Annotated in this window: 19 protein-coding genes and 1 other RNA gene; 5 read left to right on the top strand and 15 right to left on the bottom strand. The window is 62.5% G+C overall.

What is annotated here, in order from left to right:
• Positions 1 to 42 precede the first annotated feature (42 nt).
• Positions 43 to 1293 carry a tyrosine--tRNA ligase gene (gene tyrS, locus HV770_RS03625; protein WP_175158134.1) on the bottom strand — a complete coding sequence of 417 codons (1251 nt, stop codon included), beginning with the start codon at positions 1291 to 1293 and terminating at the stop codon, positions 43 to 45.
• A 217-nt stretch (positions 1294 to 1510) separates the two neighbouring features.
• Between tyrS and HV770_RS03620 the strand changes: the two genes are divergently transcribed.
• Positions 1511 to 2641, top strand: a complete 1131-nt coding sequence (locus HV770_RS03620) for an anhydro-N-acetylmuramic acid kinase (protein ID WP_175158133.1) — start codon at positions 1511 to 1513, stop codon at positions 2639 to 2641.
• Positions 2642 to 2723: 82 nt separating this feature from the next.
• Here HV770_RS03620 and erpA read toward each other — a convergent pair whose 3' ends face one another.
• The 3 genes from erpA to rplM all read right to left on the bottom strand — a co-directional run bounded on the left by erpA (position 2724) and on the right by rplM (position 4200).
• Positions 2724 to 3089 carry an iron-sulfur cluster insertion protein ErpA gene (gene erpA / locus HV770_RS03615; RefSeq protein WP_013340463.1) on the bottom strand — a complete coding sequence of 122 codons (366 nt, stop codon included), beginning with the start codon at positions 3087 to 3089 and terminating at the stop codon, positions 2724 to 2726.
• A gap of 278 nt (positions 3090 to 3367) precedes the next feature.
• Positions 3368 to 3760 (bottom strand): 30S ribosomal protein S9, encoded by a 393-nt coding sequence (gene rpsI / locus HV770_RS03610; RefSeq protein WP_011489810.1) that lies wholly within the window; start codon positions 3758 to 3760, stop codon positions 3368 to 3370.
• 11 nt (positions 3761 to 3771) lie between these two features.
• Positions 3772 to 4200 (bottom strand): 50S ribosomal protein L13, encoded by a 429-nt coding sequence (rplM, locus tag HV770_RS03605; RefSeq protein ID WP_020069304.1) that lies wholly within the window; start codon positions 4198 to 4200, stop codon positions 3772 to 3774.
• Here rplM and HV770_RS03600 point away from each other — a divergent pair.
• A complete protein-coding gene (locus tag HV770_RS03600; RefSeq protein WP_175158132.1) occupies positions 4199 to 4369 on the top strand; it encodes a hypothetical protein in 171 nt (56 codons plus the stop codon). The genes rplM and HV770_RS03600 overlap by 2 nt on opposite strands.
• Before the next feature lie 523 nt (positions 4370 to 4892).
• Positions 4893 to 5315, top strand: a complete 423-nt coding sequence (locus HV770_RS03595; RefSeq protein ID WP_025602559.1) for an OsmC family protein — start codon at positions 4893 to 4895, stop codon at positions 5313 to 5315.
• Between the two features lie 111 nt (positions 5316 to 5426).
• Here the strand turns inward: HV770_RS03595 and rnpB are convergent.
• From rnpB to pyrC, 3 genes are all read right to left on the bottom strand, one after another.
• Positions 5427 to 5840: RNase P RNA component class A (gene rnpB / locus HV770_RS03590), an RNA gene on the bottom strand.
• A 152-nt stretch (positions 5841 to 5992) separates the two neighbouring features.
• Positions 5993 to 6853, bottom strand: coding sequence for a DUF3025 domain-containing protein (locus tag HV770_RS03585; RefSeq protein WP_175158131.1), 861 nt, complete (start codon positions 6851 to 6853; stop codon positions 5993 to 5995).
• 11 nt (positions 6854 to 6864) lie between these two features.
• A complete protein-coding gene (pyrC, locus tag HV770_RS03580) occupies positions 6865 to 7926 on the bottom strand; it encodes a dihydroorotase (protein WP_175158130.1) in 1062 nt (353 codons plus the stop codon).
• 168 nt (positions 7927 to 8094) lie between these two features.
• Between pyrC and HV770_RS03575 the strand changes: the two genes are divergently transcribed.
• A complete protein-coding gene (locus tag HV770_RS03575; protein ID WP_175158129.1) occupies positions 8095 to 9036 on the top strand; it encodes a class II glutamine amidotransferase in 942 nt (313 codons plus the stop codon).
• Positions 9037 to 9139: 103 nt separating this feature from the next.
• On the opposite strand, the gene HV770_RS03570 is transcribed toward HV770_RS03575, so the two are convergent.
• The 6 genes from HV770_RS03570 to HV770_RS03545 all read right to left on the bottom strand — a co-directional run bounded on the left by HV770_RS03570 (position 9140) and on the right by HV770_RS03545 (position 14954).
• Positions 9140 to 9865: an amino acid ABC transporter ATP-binding protein gene (locus tag HV770_RS03570; RefSeq protein ID WP_175158128.1), complete on the bottom strand. Its 726-nt coding sequence runs from the start codon at positions 9863 to 9865 to the stop codon at positions 9140 to 9142.
• Positions 9862 to 10539, bottom strand: a complete 678-nt coding sequence (gene gltK, locus HV770_RS03565) for a glutamate/aspartate ABC transporter permease GltK (RefSeq protein WP_175158127.1) — start codon at positions 10537 to 10539, stop codon at positions 9862 to 9864. Before gltK ends, HV770_RS03570 begins: the two co-directional genes overlap by 4 nt.
• Positions 10539 to 11279 (bottom strand): amino acid ABC transporter permease, encoded by a 741-nt coding sequence (locus HV770_RS03560; RefSeq protein WP_175158126.1) that lies wholly within the window; start codon positions 11277 to 11279, stop codon positions 10539 to 10541. Before HV770_RS03560 ends, gltK begins: the two co-directional genes overlap by 1 nt.
• A 79-nt stretch (positions 11280 to 11358) precedes the next feature.
• A complete protein-coding gene (locus HV770_RS03555) occupies positions 11359 to 12252 on the bottom strand; it encodes a glutamate/aspartate ABC transporter substrate-binding protein (RefSeq protein WP_121315681.1) in 894 nt (297 codons plus the stop codon).
• A gap of 262 nt (positions 12253 to 12514) precedes the next feature.
• Positions 12515 to 13837, bottom strand: coding sequence for a Glu/Leu/Phe/Val family dehydrogenase (locus HV770_RS03550; protein WP_175158125.1), 1323 nt, complete (start codon positions 13835 to 13837; stop codon positions 12515 to 12517).
• 160 nt (positions 13838 to 13997) lie between these two features.
• Positions 13998 to 14954 carry a LysR family transcriptional regulator gene (locus HV770_RS03545; RefSeq protein WP_175158124.1) on the bottom strand — a complete coding sequence of 319 codons (957 nt, stop codon included), beginning with the start codon at positions 14952 to 14954 and terminating at the stop codon, positions 13998 to 14000.
• 335 nt (positions 14955 to 15289) lie between these two features.
• Between HV770_RS03545 and purB the strand changes: the two genes are divergently transcribed.
• On the top strand, positions 15290 to 16678 hold the full coding sequence (gene purB, locus HV770_RS03540; protein ID WP_175158123.1) for an adenylosuccinate lyase: 1389 nt from the start codon (positions 15290 to 15292) through the stop codon (positions 16676 to 16678).
• Positions 16679 to 16792: 114 nt separating this feature from the next.
• On the opposite strand, the gene HV770_RS03535 is transcribed toward purB, so the two are convergent.
• Together HV770_RS03535 and HV770_RS03530 are read right to left on the bottom strand one after the other, a co-directional pair.
• Entirely contained in the window at positions 16793 to 17287 is a 495-nt protein-coding gene (locus HV770_RS03535) for a gluconokinase (protein WP_175158122.1), read from the bottom strand.
• Positions 17288 to 17305: 18 nt separating this feature from the next.
• On the bottom strand, positions 17306 to 18697 hold the full coding sequence (locus HV770_RS03530; RefSeq protein ID WP_175158121.1) for a GntP family permease: 1392 nt from the start codon (positions 18695 to 18697) through the stop codon (positions 17306 to 17308).
• Positions 18698 to 18747 lie beyond the last annotated feature (50 nt).

Genomic DNA, 18747 nt, shown 5'->3' with positions numbered 1-18747 from the left:
CTCGCCTTCGAAGGGGGCAGGGTTCGACGCATCAGCGGACGATCAGGCCGTCAGCGTGACGCGCGCGAAGCGGCGCTTGCCGACCTGCACCACGTACTCGCCCGCCTCGACCTTCAGGCCCTTGTCGGACACGGTCGCGCCGTCGATCTTGACGCCGCCCTGCTCGATGTTGCGCAGCGCTTCGCTGGTGGACGGCACGAGATTGGCCTGCTTGAGCAACTGGCCGATTGCGAGCGGCGCGCCCGCGAGCGTCACCGCCGGGATATCGTCCGGCACGCCGCCCTTCGCGCGATGGTTGAAGTCTTCGAGCGCACGCTCGGCGTCGGCTTGCGAGTGGAAGCGCGCGACGATTTCCTGGCCGAGCAGCACCTTGAAATCGCGCGGATTGCGGCCCGCTTCGATCGCTTTTTTGAAGCCGGCGATTTCGTCCATCGGACGGAACGACAGCAGTTCGAAGTAACGCCACATCAGCACGTCGGAAATGCTCATCAGCTTGCCGAACATGTCGGTCGGCTTTTCGCTGATGCCGATGTAGTTGTTCTTCGACTTCGACATCTTTTCGACGCCGTCGAGCCCTTCGAGCAGCGGCATCGTCAGGATGCACTGCTGCTCCTGGCCGTACTGCTTCTGCAACTCGCGACCCACCAGCAGGTTGAACTTCTGGTCGGTGCCGCCGAGCTCGAGGTCGGCGTTCAGCGCGACCGAATCGTAGCCTTGCATCAGCGGGTACAGGAACTCGTGGATCGAGATCGGCACGCCGCCCTGAAAACGCTTGGTGAAATCTTCGCGCTCGAGAATCCGCGCCACCGTGTAGCGCGACGCGAGCTTGATCATGCCGTCGGCGCCGAGCGGCATCGACCACTCGCTGTTGTAGCGGATCTCCGTCTTGTCGCGGTCGAGCACGAGCGCGGCCTGCTCGAAATAGGTCTTCGCGTTCGACTCGATCTGCTCACGCGTGAGCGGCGGACGGGTCGCGTTGCGGCCCGACGGATCGCCGATCAGCGAAGTGAAATCGCCGATCAGGAAGATCACCGTGTGGCCGAGATCCTGCAACTGGCGCATCTTGTTCAGCACAACCGTGTGGCCGATATGGATGTCGGGCGCGGTCGGATCGAGCCCGAGCTTGATGCGCAACGGCTTGCCGGTCGCCGCGCTTTTCGCGAGCTTTTGCGCGAATTCGTCTTCGATCAATAATTCGTCGACACCGCGCTTGGTGACGGCGAGCGCGTGACGGACTTCGTCGGTGATCGGGAAGGCGGCAACGGGATTGGGCTTGGTGGACTCGGTGCTCATGCTGGAAACGTGAAGTCGCGAAAAAGGGAGATTGTCCCATACATACGGACCGCCGCGCCCACCGACGCGGCCATAAGCAGCCCCGGAACGTGGCCGCAGCGCATGATGTGTGCGCGGTGCGGCGCACAGGCAGCGCCGTGGCGCTCATATTTGGACCGCGCTCGCGCCGATAATCTGCTAAAACGGATCGCATCGAACCCTCGACAGGAGCAGCAACGTGGCGCAAGACCCCGCAGACGGCATCTACTTTGGCTTGATGTCCGGCACGAGCATGGACGGTGTGGACGGCGTGGCCGTCCGGTTTGCCGCAGGAAAGCCGCCGCAGGTGCTGGCCGAGGCGTTCGTCGGCTTCTCCGCGGGCATCCGCGAGGCGCTCTTCGCGCTGCAGCAGCCGGGCGACAACGAGATCGAGCGCGAAGCGCTGGCCGCCAATGCGCTCGCCACGCGTTACACGGTGTGCTGCCATGAACTGCTGCGCAACAGCCACATCTCGGCCGCCGAAGTGCGTGCGATCGGGGTGCATGGGCAGACCGTGCGGCATCGGCCGGAAAAGGGCTATACGCGACAGATCAACAACCCCGCGCTGCTCGCGGAGCTGATGGGCATCGATGTGATCGCCGATTTCCGCAGCCGCGATGTCGCGGCCGGCGGCCAGGGCGCGCCGCTCGTGCCGGCTTTTCACGCGACGGTGTTCGGGGCGGAAAATGAAACGCGCGTGGTGTGCAATCTCGGCGGTATCAGCAACATCACGATCCTGAACGCGACCGGCAGCGTGCGCGGCTTCGACTGCGGACCGGCGAACGCGCTGCTCGACGAATGGGCGCAGCGCCACCTCGGCAAGCCGTTCGACGAGAACGGCCATTTCGCGGCCGGCGGCCAGGTGGATCGCAAGCTGCTGAACGCCTTGCTCGACGAACCGTTTTTCTCGCAGCAGCCGCCGAAAAGCACCGGCCGCGATCTGTTCAATGCCGAATGGCTCGACGCGAAACTCCAGCCGTTCTCCACACTCGAACCAGCCGATGTGCAGGCGACGCTCGTCGCGCTGACGGCGGTGACGATTGCTCGCGAAATCGAGCGGCACGCGTCGGATGCGAGAGCGGTCTATGTTTGCGGCGGCGGCGCGCGCAATCCCGAGATCCTGAAGGCGTTGCAGCAGGCGCTGGAGGACAGCGGCGCGAGCGGCGTGCCGGTCATGACGACCGACGCGCTCGGCGTGCCGCCGAGCCAGGTCGAGGCGCTGGCCTTCGCGTGGCTGGCGATGCGCTGCATCGCGCGGGCGCCGGGCAACTTGCCGGCCGTCACGGGCGCGACTGCTGAACGCGTGCTCGGAGCGGCTTATCCGCGATGAGTAAAGCGCGGTGCGGAGCGCCGACAATCAAAAACGGGGCCGCGAGGCCCCGTCTTTTACACAACCTGTTGCCTGAGGGCGATCAAACCGAGAACGACGAGCCGCAACCACACGTGGTGGTGGCGTTCGGGTTCTTGATGACGAACTGCGCGCCGTTGATATCGTCCTTATAGTCGATCTCAGCGCCGACCAGGTACTGGTAGCTCATCGAATCGATCAGCAGCTGGACGCCGCTCTTGTTCATGACGGTGTCGTCTTCGTTGACGGCTTCGTCGAACGTAAAACCGTACTGAAAGCCCGAGCAGCCGCCGCCCTGCACGAAAACGCGCAGTTTGAGGTCCGCATTGCCTTCTTCTTCGATCAGTTGCTTGACCTTGTCAGCCGCTGCGTCGGTGAAAACGAAGGGGGCGGGCATCTCGGTCACGGGTGTTTCGGTGACTGCGTTCATTCGAACTCTCCAAAAAGCTTCTAGCCGCTATTGTAGGGCCGATCTCGATATCGTGCTGAAGCCCACAGAATCAATGGGTTCATCGCGGCACACGCACAGCCGGCGCGATTGCCGCCACCAGCCAGCCCGAACGGCGAAAATCTCCGCTCCAGCGGCCACGCCGTTGTCACGAGACCGGACCGCATAACCATAAAAAAACATAAAAAAAGCCGCCTTCGCGAAAGCGTTGGCGGCTTTTGCTGCGCACCGGCCTTGCAGCCGGCTCGCACTCGAAACGATTAACGCTTCGAGAATTGCTTCCTGCGACGTGCCTTGTGGAAGCCGACCTTCTTACGTTCGACTTCACGAGCATCACGCGTCACGAAGCCTGCCTTCGACAGTTCCGGCTTCAGCGTTGCGTCATAGTCCATCAGCGCGCGGGTGATGCCGTGGCGAACCGCACCGGCTTGACCCGTTTCACCGCCACCCGTCACGTTGACCTTGATGTCGAACGTAACGCCGTGGTTCGTGAGTTCCAGCGGCTGACGCACGATCATCAGCGACGTTTCGCGCGAGAAGTAATCGGCGATAGGCTTGCCGTTCACAACGATGTCGCCCTTGCCTGCCTTGATGAACACGCGTGCGACGGCGCTCTTGCGGCGGCCCGTGCCGTAATTCCAGTTACCGATCATGTGGGCTCCCCTTAGATCTCGAGCGCTTTCGGCTGTTGCGCCGAATGCGGGTGCGTTGCTTCAGCGTAGACCTTCAGCTTCTTGATCATCGCGTAGCCGAGCGGGCCCTTCGGCAGCATGCCCTTGACCGCTTTCTCGAGCGCGCGGCCCGGGAAGCGTTCCTGCATCTTGCCGAACGTCGTTTCATAGATACCGCCCGGGTAACCCGAGTGGCGATAGTACTTCTTGTCAGTAGCCTTGTTGCCCGTGACCTTCAGCTTGCCGGCGTTGATAACGATGATGAAATCACCGGTGTCGACGTGCGGAGTGAATTCAGGCTTGTGCTTGCCGCGAAGACGGTGTGCCACTTCGCTGGCGACACGCCCGAGAACCTTATCCGTCGCGTCAATCACGTACCATTCGCGCGTCACCTCATGGGCTTTTGCGGAAAACGTCTTCATGATCGATCCAAAAAAATTGCTGCGCCCAATGTGTTTTTTTCCTGCTTGTAATGTGCGCATCGAGGCGCGTGCAGGCTCTCCCTGGTTCTTCCTCCGCGGGCGCGGATGCGGAAAAGCCCTGAATTATAAAGGAATTTCGTACGGCAAGTCAAAACGTACCGGAGTTTGACGAAACCGGGCGGCCGATCCGTTCAGCGACAGTGGTTATCTCGAGCCTTTGCCGCCCGGAATTGGCCTTGGCGCGAGATAGGTCCGCGCTTGCCGCAGGCGAAAAAAAACCCGAACGATTGGTTCGGGTTTAATCCACCAAAGGAGGAGGTGGAGGAGACAGCGGAGTTGCAGAACTGCTGCAACGATGGAATGGATTATATGAGCCACCCTTGTGCGACGCAAGAACATTTGCATTGCGAAATGCGATTTCACATTGTGACATTTTCTGCGACTACCTTCATCGCTCGCAAATTCCCTTTTAGATCAAATACTAATGCCGTCCTACCGGCCACAGCCGGCGAACAGCTTCTAGAGTAAAACCCCTAAACACGTCAGGGAATTCCCGAGCCGGCTGAGCATGCCGCGCTGCAACACACAAGCCGCCATGCCGCATAAGTTTCGACGCAAGTCGCCTCGGGCGGATCCGCAGAGCGCGGGCTACAATGCCCTCTCGATATTAGCGAAGCGCGGTGGAGCACAGCATGGAATGCAAAGTAAGCTGGATGGGGCAGGACGGGATGGCGTTTGCGGCCGAGACGGGCAGCGGTCATCTGGTTGCGATGGACGGCGCGCCTGAAGGCGGCGGCCGCAATCTCGCGCCGCGTCCGATGGAGATGGTTCTCCTCGGCACGGGCGGCTGCACCGCCTACGACGTCGTGATGATTCTGAAGAAGAGCCGCCAGGAAATCGCCGGCTGCTCGGTCACGCTGAAGGCCGAGCGCGCCAGTGAAGATCCGAAGGTGTTCACCAAAATCCATTTCCATTTCACCGTGACGGGCAAGAACCTGAACCCCGCTACCGTCGAGCGCGCGATCAATCTGTCGCACGACAAATACTGCTCGGCGTCGATCATGATCGCCAAGACCGCCGAACTCACGCACTCGTTCGACATCGTCGCGAACTGAGCGCGGCAGCGGACTGCCAGGCCCGGCGCCGCTGCGGCCGCCTTACGCACGAATTGCGCGCAGCAAATGAAAATGCCGGCGTCCTCACGGACGCCGGCATTTCTTGTTGGGTGGCAAAGCAGGCCGATAAGCCGGATTCTGTGCACGCGCAACGTCCGAAAACGCGACGCGCGTGGCAGCCATTCCTCTAGGCGCGCCATTACTGACGCGCTCAAGCTTCCTACCCGCAGACGAGACGGGGGCCCCGTCCTGCATCTCGAAGATGCGCGCCTGCCTACTTGGAATTGCTCCGGGTGGAGGTTACCGTGCCGGTCTGCCTTGCAGCAGCCGCGGTGCGCTCTTACCGCACCGTTTCACCCTTACCTGATCCCGATTTGCGCCGGGCCATCGGCGGTTTGCTTTCTGTTGCCCTGTTCCGCGTGTTGCCACGGATGGCCGTTAGCCATCACCCTGCCCTGTGGAGTCCGGACTTTCCTCGCCCTCTTTGGCCGAAGCCGCCAAGGCCGCGACTGCCTGGCCTGCTTTGCTGCGGCGGATTTTAACACCTGCGCGGCAGACGAGCCGTTTCGACGGTTGAAATAGCCGAATGGCCAAGAAAAAGGGCAGAGTGGGATTCGGACAGGCCGCCGTAGCGAGGGTAGGCCGTGCGGCACGACCCGCACGAAACCTTCGGAGGCCTAGGCCAGACGGCTGCGCCGCCCCGCGCGAAACACGGACGCGTCGTCGTAAAACACGGGCGCGTCGTTCTCGGGCCACCAGCCCGGAATGCCCAACACCGGCAGCGGTGCGAACATGCGGCTCGCCAGCGCGTCGGTGTCGAGCAGCGCTGCGCTGACCGATTCATCGAGCCATGCATCGCGCGCCGCGGCGTTCCATTCGAAGTACGAGGGCGGCACGTCGACGATCCACGCATGCCCCGTGCAGGCTTTGAACGGGGCGATCAATTTTTCGAGCAACGCATGGCCGAAGCAGCGCACCTCGCAGCTCGAACCCCACGCCTCGCGCCGGGTCACGAGCAGGGTCCGCCAGTCGAAGCCGCGCAGCGCAGCGCTCAAAGCGGGATCGGCACACGCGAACAGCAATGCGTTCTCATCGAACAAGGTCAGCGCGTCGCGCACGCCACCACGGGTCGGGCCGACGCCCAACACGTCGATGGCCGCCGACTGCCGCGCGTTCAGCGCCGCCTTGATGCGCGGAAACGCAAACCACATCGAGCCGTTGAAGAAGTCGTGCAGGTTATGGCGCGTCGGCACGCAGCCGGTCGACGCGATGTGCGCTTCGTACGCTGCGCCGGGCGGCAGATCGTCCTGCGCGATGAACGCGAGGCGCTGGCCGCGCCCCGTGGTCTGCCGCATTACGGCGGCATCGGCGTTCATTTCGGCGAGCAACGCGGCGTAGCTCGTCAGCGCGGCCTGCTGCCAGCGTCGGCCGCGGCCGGCGAAGGGCGCGAACCAGGGCTTCGACCAGTCGATCACGGCGAAGCCGGCTTGCGGCCCCGCCTGCTGCCCTTCTCCCTGACCCGCGTCTTGCACCTGCATCTAGCTCAACCTCAAACCAGACGCCAACCGATCGACTCCCCACCGCGCAGCGGCACGACCGGCGTATCGCCGACCGGCAGTTCGGCCGGCAACGTCCATTCCTCGCGACGCAGCGTGACCTGCTCCGCATTGCGCGGCAGGCCATAGAAATCCGCGCCGAAGAAGCTCGCAAAGCCTTCGAGCTTGTCCAGCGCGCCGGCTTTGTCGAATGCTTCCGTGTATAGCTCCAGCGCATGCAGCGCCGTATAGCAGCCCGCGCAACCGCACGCGTGCTCCTTCAAACCCTTCGGATGCGGTGCGCTATCTGTGCCGAGGAAGAAGCGCGGATTGCCGGATGTCGCCGCTTCGACCAGCGCCACCCGGTGCGTCTCGCGCTTCAACACCGGCAAGCAGTAGTAATGCGGACGAATGCCGCCCTGGAAGATCGCGTTGCGGTTGTACAGCAGATGGTGCGCGGTGATCGTCGCACCCAGCAGCTCCGGCGCGACGCCGGCCTCACGGATGTAGTCGACCGCGTCCTTCGTCGTGATGTGCTCGAACACGACCTTCAGCGCCGGAAACGCGCGGCGCAGCGGCGTCATCACACGGTCGATGAACACCTTCTCGCGGTCGAACAGGTCGATCGACGAATCCGTCACTTCGCCGTGCACCAGCAGCGGCATGCCCACTTCCTGCATCGCGTCGAGCGTTTTCGCGCACTTCATGATGTCGGTGACGCCCGCGTCCGAGTTGGTGGTCGCACCCGCCGGATACAACTTCACACCATGCACGAAGCCGCTCTCGCGCGCCCGGCGGATTTCGTCAGGCGGCGTGTTGTCGGTCAGGTACAGCGTCATTAGCGGTTCGAACTTCGCGCCTGCGGGGATCGCGGCGACGATCCGCTCGCGGTACGCCTGCGCCATCGCGGTGGTCGTGACCGGCGGCTTGAGGTTCGGCATGATGATCGCGCGACCGAACTGGCGCGCGGTGTCCGGCAGGACGGCGGCCAGCATCGCGCCGTCGCGAACGTGCAGGTGCCAGTCGTCGGGACGGGCGAGCGTGATGGAATCGAGGGAAACGTTGGAAGCGGTCATGGCGAAAAGGGCAACGAGACTCGGCGACAAAAGCCAATCGACCCGGTCAAACCGCCCTGTTGCGGCCCAAACACACGTCAATTTCGCTATTTGGCGTTTCTGGCTCGGTGATATGCTTGGAAAATCATCATTGTAACGGCTCGCCCCGTTCACAGGCTTACCCGCAACATGTGCCAACTTCTCGGAATGAACTGCGCCGCGCCGACGGACGTCACGTTCTCGTTCACCGGCTTTGCGGCGCGCGGCGGCGTCACCGATCACCATGCCGACGGCTGGGGCATCGCCTTCTTCGAGGACAAAGCCTGCCGCCTGTTCATCGACCATCAATCGTCGGCCACCTCGCCGATCGCCGAGATGGTCAAGCGTTATCCGATCAAATCGAAGAACACCATCGCCCATATCCGCAAGGCGACGCAAGGGCACATCCTGCTCGAAAACTGCCACCCGTTCATGCGAGAACTGTGGGGGCGTCACTGGATCTTCGCGCACAACGGCGATCTGAAAGACTATGCGCCGCAACTGTCGGGCGTGTATCAGCCGGTCGGCACGACCGACAGCGAGCTCGCTTTCTGCGCGTTGCTCGAAGGGTTGCGCAAGGCGTTTCCGGGCGCGCAGCAGCCGCCGCTCGACGAACTGTTCGTCACGCTCGAAACGCTCACGCGTGAAATCACGCAGTTCGGCGTGTTCAATTTTCTGATGTCTAACGGCCAGGCGCTGTTCGCGCATTGCTCGACGCATCTGCACTACATCGTGCGGCGCTGGCCGTTTTCCACCGCGCATCTGGTCGACGCAGACGTGTCGATCGACTTCGCCAAGTACACGACGCCCGAAGACCGCGTCGCGGTGATTGCCACCAAGCCGCTGACCGACAACGAAGTCTGGAGCGCATTCGAGCCGGGCGATCTGATGATGTTCCAGCATGGCGATGTGATCGGCCACATCAACGTGCCGGTGCCGGCATCGGTGCTGGAGAAGCTGCGCAATCCCGCGCTGGATGCGTCGGCCTCCGCCACCACGATTGCAGCCTCAACCGCTGAGACCGGCATCATGGCCGACGACAGCGAAGCCGACCTCGAAGCGGCAGACGACGCCGCGGCCTTCGGGTCTTGAACCACTGATCGCACGCGCACCAGCAAAAAAAAGCCGCCTCCAAAGAGCGGCTTTTTTTCGGTCCACACGAGCCAGCCTGCGCCGGCCGGGCCGCAGACGAACCTCAGTGCAGGATCTTCGCCAGAAAATCCTTCGCACGATCCGACTTCGGATTGGCGAAGAAGTCTTCCTTGCGGTCGTCCTCGACGATCAAGCCCTGGTCCATGAAGATCACGCGGTGCGCGACCTTCTTCGCGAAGCCCATTTCGTGCGTGACGCACATCATGGTCATGCCTTCCTGCGCGAGTTCGACCATCACGTCGAGCACTTCGTTGATCATCTCAGGATCGAGCGCCGAAGTCGGTTCGTCGAACAGCATCGCGATCGGGTCCATCGACAACGCGCGCGCAATCGCCACACGCTGCTGCTGCCCGCCCGACAATTGCCCCGGGAACTTGTCCGCATGCGCACGCAAGCCGACTCGATCGAGCAGCTTCAGCCCCTTCGCGGTGGCTTCATCGTTCGAGCGGCCGAGCACCTTCACCTGCGCGAGCGTGAGGTTCTGCACGATCGACAGATGCGGGAACAGCTCGAAGTGCTGGAACACCATGCCGACCTTCGAACGCAGCTTGGACAGATTGGTTTTCTTGTCGGTCAGCGACTGGCCGTTGATGACGATCTCGCCCTTCTGGAACGGTTCCAGGCCGTTCACGGTTTTGATCAGCGTGGACTTGCCCGAGCCAGACGGCCCGCACACCACCACCACTTCACCCTTTTTGACTTCCGTCGTGCAGTCGGTCAGCACTTGGAACTGACCGTACCACTTCGAAACATTCTTGATAGAGATCATCTTGCGACCTTTTTCTGAAGACCTTTGACGAGGCTCGACGCGACCACACAGATCACGAAATAACACGCGCCCGCGAACAGTACCATCTCGACATTCGTACCGTCACGGTCGCCAATATTCGTGGCGGTGCGGAAGAAGTCGGCGAGGCTGATCACGTAGACGAGCGACGTATCCTGAAACAGCACGATACCTTGCGTGAGCAGCAGCGGCACCATCGCACGGAACGCCTGCGGCAGCACGATCAGGCGCATCGCCTGCGCGTAGTTCATGCCGAGCGCGAACGCCGCGTTGACCTGGCCGCGCGGCACCGCCTGAATGCCGGCGCGGATGATCTCCGAATAGTACGCGGCCTCGAACAGCGAGAACGCAACCATGGCCGAGGCAAGGCGAATGTCGATATCCGGCGACAGCCCCAGCACGTTCTGCAGCACTTGCGGCACGATCAGGAAGAACCACAGCAGCACCATCACCAGCGGGATCGAACGGAAGATCGTCACGTACCCCTTCGCGAACCACTCGAAGGGTTTGAACGACGACAACCGCAGCATCGCGAGAATGGTGCCCCAGACGATGCCGAACACGATCGCAATCAACGTGATCTTCAAGGTGACGATGGCGCCGGTCCACAGCGTAGGCAGTGCGCCCGGAATACCGCTCCAGTCGAAATGGTGCATCACTTGCCTCCGATATAGCCGGGCAACCGGGCTCTGGCTTCGACCCAGCGCATCAGTTGCATCACGACCAGGTTGATCAGCATGTACGCCACCGTGACCGCGATGAACGACTCATAGGTCTGTGACGTGTAGTCGACCAGTTGACGCGCCTGCGCGGACAGATCCAGCAGACCGATCGTCGAAGCCACTGCCGAGTTCTTGAAAATGTTCAGAAATTCGGACGTGAGCGGCGGCACGATGATCCGGTACGCGACCGGCAGCAGCACATAGCGATACGTCTGCCATTGCGTGAAGCCCACCGCGAGACCCGCGGCGCGCTGGCCGCGCGGTAACGCGTTGATGCCCGAGCGCACCTGCTCGCACACGCGCGCGGAAGTGAACAGCCCGAGGCAGATGATCGACGACGAGAAGAACTGCGCGCCTGGCGGCAGTTGCTTGAACCAGTTGCCGATCGACACGGGCAGCAGCTCCGGTATCACCAGATACCAGATGAAGAACTGCACGATCAGCGGAATGTTACGGAAAATCGCGACGTAGACCGTGCCGATGCCCGACGCCCACTTGTTCGGCACCGTGCGCAGCACGCCAAACAGCGAGCCGACGATCAGCGCGATCACCCATGCCGCCAGCGACACGGTGATCGTCACCCAGAGGCCCGAGAACAACCAGCCCAGATAGGTGGTCGGCTCGCCGGTGGAGACCGGACTCAGCAGAATGCCCCAGTTCCAGTGATATGACATGACCAAGACTCCAGCAAAAAGAAACGGAAGAAGCGCGTGGCTCCTTCCGTTTCGTTCAGCGTTTCAAAAACACCTGAGGTTAATCGATTGCCTTGTCATTCGGATTCTTGAACAGCGCCCGCATATCGTCGCTTTGCGGGAAGTTCAGGTTCAGGCCCTTCGGCGGAATCGGCGATTCGAACCACTTCTTGTAGATCGCATCGGCTTCGCCCGAAGTCTGGACCTTGGCGATCGCGTCGTCGGCGACCTTCTTGAACTCCGGATCGTTCTTGCGCATCATGCAGCCGTACGCTTCACGCGATTGCGGCGTGCCGACGATCACGAAATCGCCCGGGTTGTTCGACTTCGCGCGTTCGCCCGCGAGCAGTGCGTCGTCCATCATGAACGCCGCGGCGCGGCCCGTCGACAGCGTCAGGAACGACTCGCCGTGGTCCTTCGCGCTGATGATGTTCATGCCCATGCTCTTGTCCTGGTTCATCTTGCGAAGCAGGCGCTCGGAGGTGGTGCCGGCGGTCGTGACGACCGTCTTGCCCTTCAGGTCCGCCCAGTCCTTGATGCCGGAGTCCTTCTTGGTCATCATGCGCGTGCCGATCACGAAGATCGTGTTCGAAAACGCGGCCTGTTGCTGGCGCTCGAGGTTATTCGTGGTCGAGCCGCATTCGATGTCAACCGTGCCGTTCTGCACCAGCGGAATACGGTTTTGCGACGTCACCGGAATCAGCTTCACCTTGAGGTTAGGCATGTTCAGCTTCTGCTTGACCGCCTCCACCACTTTCATGGCGAATTCCTGCGAGTAGCCGATGACATTCTGCTTGTCGTCGTAGTACGAAAACGGGATGGACGATTCGCGATGACCCAGCGAAATGACGCCCGTGTCCTTGATCTTCTTCAGCGTACCTGCGTCTTGCGCCTGTGCGCCAACCGTAAATAGTCCGAGAGTCGCGAGCAGCAGCGCAGCTTTTTTAACCTTCATGTGGTGATCTCCTTGGCAAGAACCGGCGCCAGTTTAGCAAAGTAATTATTCTGAAAGTATGGCTATAAACCATGTTGTTGCGCGCGCGCCGCTAAGGCGCGGGACGCCTTGGACCGATTCGCGGACCGGCTCGGGATATGCAAAGGCGGGCGGCATCGATCCGATGCCGCCCGCCGGGCACGACACGCCGTCTCGTGGACCGCGTTAAAGCAAAAATTGCCGGCGAATCCGCAGGGTAGCGCACTCGCCGTTCAAACGTAAATCAGGGATACAGGCCGCGCATTTCGCGTGCTTGCAGAATCCGCTTACAAGCGACGATAAACGCCGCGGTCCGCACCGACACGTTCTGTTCGCTCGACACCTGCCATACCGCCGCAAATGCCTCACGCATCACGCGCTCCAGACGCTGGTTGATCTCGTCCTCGGTCCAGAAGAAGCTCGAGAAGTCTTGCACCCATTCGAAATAGGACACCGTCACGCCGCCCGCGTTGGCCACCACGTCCGGAATCACGAGGATGCCGCGATCGTGCAGGATGTCGTCGGCCGCCGTGGTGGTCGGGCCATTGGCGCCTTCCACGACGATTCTGGTCCTGATCTTGCCGGCGTTTTTCTCGGTGATCTGGTTTTCCAATGCAGCCGGAATCAGGATGTCCGATTCGATGGTCCAGAATTCCTCGTCGGTCACGGCGTCCGCTTCAGCGAAACCACCCACGCCGCCCGTCTTCGCGACGTGTTCGAGCAATGCGCCCGCATCGATGCCGGTCGATTTGTACAGCGAACCGGTGTGATCCTGCACCGCGACCACCTTCGCGCCCGCTTCCTGAAACAGCCGCGCGGCGATCCCGCCGACGTTGCCGAAGCCCTGCACGGCGATGCGCGCGCCTTCGATATCGAAGCCGATGCGGCGTGCCGCTTCGCAGCCCACCACGAACACGCCGCGGCCCGTCGCCTCGCGGCGGCCCAGCGAACCGCCGAGCGTGATCGGCTTGCCGGTCACCACACCCGTGGCGGTTTGGCCCTGGTTCATCGAGTACGTGTCCATCATCCACGCCATGATCTGCTCGTTCGTGTTCACGTCCGGCGCGGGAATGTCGGTATTCGGTCCGATGATGATGCCGATTTCGCTCGTGTAGCGGCGCGTCATGCGCTCCAGTTCGCCCCGCGAGAGCGTGCGCGGATCGACGCGGATGCCGCCCTTCGCGCCGCCGTACGGCACGTTCACGGCCGCGTTCTTGACCGACATCCACGCGGACAGCGCCATCACTTCCGACAGCGTCACGTCCTGGTGATAACGCACGCCACCTTTGCCCGGACCGCGCGACACGTTGTGCTGCACGCGATAACCTTCGAAGTGCGCGACGGTGCCGTTATCGAGTTCGATGGGCACGTCGACGATCAGGATGCGCTTCGGGCGCTTGAGGGTTTCGAGCCAGCGCGACAGCGAGCCGAGGTACGGCGCGACGCGGTCGACCTGGCGCAGATAGTTGCCCCAGGGGCCGAGGTCTTCGCTGTTGAGGTAGGAGGGAACGGACTGCAACGATGCTGCGGATTGGGCTGCTTGGGCGGCTTGCTGCTGGGAAGACATGAACGCTCCGGCGTTGATCGAATGCGTGCATTGTCGAAAAACGTCGTTATGAAATCCAATGCCGTTTCCTTATCCGATTATGTTTTTTTTGCATAACCTTCGGAAGCGGGCAAATTCACGTCGTGGCGGCGCAGGTTTCGCGGTTCCCCGCGGTTCCCTTTTATGCTGCGTGCCGCTCCAGTTCCGCCGACACCACCTCCCACAATTGCCGCACGAGTATCTGCCGCGCATCGTCGCTTTTCGCCGCGAGCTTGTCGCGGTACAGGCGAATCTCCATGCTCAGCGTGAGCTGCCCTTCCGGCGTGCCGCGTGTCGCACGATCGAGGCGAATCAGCTTGCCGTCGGCGACCGCGTCTTCCACCGCGCTGTGCGGCAGAAACGCGATGCCGTGGCCGGCCAACGCCATCGCCTTGAGCCCTTCGGCCATGTCGGTCTCGTACAGCCGGTCCAGATAGAGACGCTCGGGCGCGTTCGCGAGGATCACTTCGGTCATGCGTCCCAGATACGCGTTCGGTGTGTAGGACAGATACGGCGCAGGCGCCTCGGCCGTGCCCGGCAACGTGTGCCGCGGCCGGCCGGCGCGGCCCGGCGCCGAGAACGGGCTGATCGGCTCGTTGCCGAGCGTGAGCATGTCGTAGCGGGCCGGATCGAGCGCGACCGGATGGCTCGGATGGTGGTAACCCATCATCAGATCGCAGCCGCCTTCCACCAGCGACAACGCCGCGTCGTGCACGTTCAACGCCCGCAGCCGCGTATGGATCGGGCCCATCTGCGCTTCGATGCGTTGCAGCCAGCGCGGGAAATAGGTGAGCGACAGCGTATGCGGCACGGCAAACTCGATGGTCGCCTGAGGCGTCGCCGTATGGCCGCGCAGCAGTGCGCGCGCCTCGTGGAATTGCGACAGCATCGCGAGCGCCTGCTCATTGAACACCTGGCCGGCCGCCGTGAGCCGCGTCGGATAAACCGAACGGTCGATCAGTTCCGTGCCGAGCCAGCCTTCGAGCGCCTGGATGCGCCGTGAAAACGCCGGTTGCGTGACGTGGCGCAGTTCGGCCGAGCGGCTGAAACTACGCGTTTCCGCGAGCGAAACGAAGTCTTCGAGCCATTTCAGTTCCATGCGAAGTGTGCTGCCGGGCGGGAGGAAGAAGACAGCATTCTAGCGGCGCGGGCGCAGCGTGGCGCTGCGGGGGGCGAGGCGCGGCATTGGCTTTTGCTTCGGGTCTGCCTCTAGCGTGACGAGCCAGGTCGCGGGGCGGCATGCCGCGCTCACACAGCGGAAGATAGCGACCAGCATGCAAAAGGCGCCGCGCGCCGCGCCCCGCGCCTCACAGCCTCGCGCGCGGCAAATTCGCGGCCGCCAACGGCCAGCCACCCGCACAGTGGTAAAATTCGCGGTTCCCTCCGTTCCCGATCCGCTCTCTGAGCGCTCAACGCTTCGACCCGGTCCCCATCATGTCCGACACCCGCCCCGACACCCTGTTCGCGCTCAACGCGCTCTCCCCGCTCGACGGCCGCTATGCGTCGAAAACCGAAGCCCTGCGCGACTGGCTCTCGGAAGCCGCCTTCATGCGCAATCGCGTGACGGTTGAAATTCACTGGCTGATCGCGCTGTCGCGCGCCGGCTTCGCCGAAGTGCCGCGCTTTTCCGAAGCGTCCGAGCAATTCCTGCTGCAACTGGCCGAGCGCTTCACCGCGCACGACGCCGCGCGCATCAAGGACATCGAACGCGTCACGAATCACGACGTGAAAGCGGTCGAGTACTGGCTGAAGGAATCGGTCAAGGGTCAGGAAGAACTGGAACGCGCGAGCGAGTTCATCCACTTCGCGTGCACCTCGGAAGACATCAACAACACGTCGCACGGCCTGATGCTGGCCGGCGCGCGCGAACACGTGATCCTGCCGGCGCTGCGTTCGGTGCATCAGCGCCTCGTCGCGCTGGCACATGCTCACGCCGCTCAACCGATGCTGTCGCGCACGCACGGCCAGCCGGCCAGCCCGACCACGCTCGGCAAGGAAATGGCCAACGTCGCCGCGCGCCTCGAACGTGCGATCGACCGTATCGCGAAGGTCGAACTGCTCGGCAAGATGAACGGCGCGGTCGGCAACTTCAATGCGCACCTGTCCGCGTATCCGGAGTTCGACTGGGAAGCGTTCTCGCGCGAAGTGGTCGAGCAGCGCCTGAAGCTCACGTTCAATCCGTACACGATCCAGATCGAGCCGCACGACTATATGGCCGAACTGTTCGACGCCGTCTCGCGCGCGAACACGATCCTGCTGGATCTGGACCGCGACGTGTGGGGCTACATCTCGGTCGGCTACTTCAAGCAGCGCACCAAGGCCGGCGAAATCGGTTCGTCGACGATGCCGCACAAGGTCAACCCGATCGACTTCGAAAACTCCGAAGGCAACCTCGGTCTCGCGAACGCCACGCTGCGCCATCTGGCCGACAAGCTGCCGGTGTCGCGCTGGCAGCGCGATTTGACCGATTCGACGGTGCTGCGCAACATCGGCGTCGCGTTCGGTTACTCGCTGCTCGCGTACGACTCGCTGATTCGCGGCCTCGACAAGCTCGAAGTGAACGCGCAGCGTCTGAACGAAGACCTCGACAACTGCTGGGAAGTGCTGGCCGAGCCGGTGCAAACGGTGATGCGCCGCTACGGCATCGAGAACCCGTACGAGCAGTTGAAGGAACTGACGCGCGGCAAGGGCATCACGCGTGAAGCGCTGCAAACCTTCGTGAGCGGCCTCGCGATTGCGCAGGACGCGAAAGACCGCCTGCTCGCGATGACGCCGGGTTCGTATATCGGCAAAGCGGTCGAACTGGCGAAGCGCATCGGCTGATTCGCCGCTCGATGCAAGCCTGCCTCGTGACGCGCGAGGCGGGCATAAAAAAGCCGCTCCGAGGAGCGGCTTTTTTTCGTCTCTACAACGACGAGCGAATGGGCTAGCGCAAGCTCACCGCGCCTCGACCTGCTTCAACACGTCGTCGACGATCTCTTCCGGCGACAGTTCGATGCTCACCGTGATCGCCTCGTCCGCGCCCGGCTCTTCGAGCGTATCGAGCTGGCTTTGCAGCAGCGACGGATCGAAGAAGTGCCCGGTGCGCGTGGTCAGACGCTCTTCGAGCACCTGGCGCGAGCCCTTCAGGTAGACGAAGCACACGTCCTTGTCGCCGTCGCGCAGGATGTCGCGATACGAGCGCTTGAGCGACGAACACGTGAACACCGCCGTCTCGCCTGCCTTCTGCTTGTCTTCGATCGCGGCGCGGATGGTTTTCAGCCACGGCCAACGGTCTTCGTCGGTGAGCGCAATGCCGTGGTGCATCTTCTCCTTATTGGCGGCGCTGTGGAACGCGTCGCCGTCGGTGAACGCGCAGTGCAGGCGCTCCGCCAGCATTTCGCCAATTCTCGTCTTGCCGGCGCCCGACACGCCCATTGCGATCAAAATCATCAAAGACTCCTTACTTCCTTACAGGACCGCCGCGAGCGCGAAGGTCAAGCCCAAACCCATCAGCGAGATGATGGTCTCGAGGAGCGACCATGTCTTGAAGGTCTGCCCCACCGTCATACCGAAGTACTCCTTGATCAGCCAGAAGCCGCCGTCGTTCACGTGCGAGAAGATCAGCGAGCCCGAACCGGTGGCGAGCACCAGCAATTCCGGCTTGACCTGCACCGCGCCCGCCGCCGCGATCGGCGCGACGATGCCGCAGGCGGTGGTCATCGCCACCGTGGCAGAACCGGTCGCGAGACGGATCAGCGCCGCGACCAGCCAGCCGAACAGCAGCGGCGACATATGCACGGAAGTTGCCACATTGACGATTTCCTTCGAAATGCCGCTATCCATCAGCACGCGGCCGAAACCGCCGCCCGCGCCGACGATCAGCGTGATGCCCGCGATCGGCGCGAGACATTCGCCGCAGAACTTCTGGATCTGTTCACGCGTAAAGCCGCGGCTCGCGCCGAAGGTCCAGAAGCTGACGAGCACGGCCGTCAACAGCGCGACGTCCGAGTTGCCGAAGAAGCGCAGCAGATCGTTCGGCAGGGTCTTCGGCGTGGAGATCAGATCGGCCCAGCTGCCGATCAGCATCAGAAGCACCGGCAGCAAGATCGTGAACAGCGTGATGCCGAAGCTCGGCAATTCGCGCTTCGGCGCCGCGCCGGCTTTCGCGTTGGCGCCGTTGCCGCCATTGTCATGGCCGAGAAATTGCGCGGCGAGCGCATTTTCCTTCGGCAGCTTGATATAGCGGCTGACCAGCAGCGCGAACAGCGGACCGGCGATGATCGCGGTCGGCACGCCGACGATCAGCCCGTAGGCGATCGTCCTGCCGATATCCGCGTGATACGCCTGTACGGCGAGCATCGCGGCCGGATGCGGCGGGAGCAGTCCGTGCACGACGGACAGACCCGCGACCATCGGCAAGCCGACCAGCAGCAGCGATTTGTTGGTGCGCCTCGCGACGTTGAACGCGATCGGAATCAGCAGCACGAAGCCGACCTCGAAGAACACCGGCAACCCGACGATGATCGCGACGACCATCATCGCCCAGTGGATGTTCTTCTCGCCAAAGAAGTTGATCAACGTGGTGGCGATGCGCTCGGCGCCGCCCGATTCGGCCATCATCTTGCCGAGCATCGTGCCGAGACCGACCACGACCGCGATGTGCCCAAGTGTGTTGCCGTTACCCGTTTCGAACGATTTGACGATGGTGGCCATAGGCATGCCGGCTACGAGACCCAGCAGCAGCGACACCATGATGAGAACGAGGAACGGATAAACCTTGTAGCGCGTGATCAGCAAGATCAGCAATGCGATGGCGACCACCGCGTAAACCAGCAGCATGCTGCCGTGGACAGCTTCCATGAAGCTCCTCCTTTGCGTTATTGATTCTGAGTGCGGAACACGGCCAGCAC

This window comes from Paraburkholderia fynbosensis (assembly GCF_902859935.1).
In the GTDB taxonomy this organism is placed as follows: Bacteria; Pseudomonadota; Gammaproteobacteria; order Burkholderiales; family Burkholderiaceae; genus Paraburkholderia; species Paraburkholderia fynbosensis.
The sequence above is the reverse complement of the archived record's forward strand: the minus strand, read 5'-3'. Positions and strand labels throughout refer to the sequence as shown.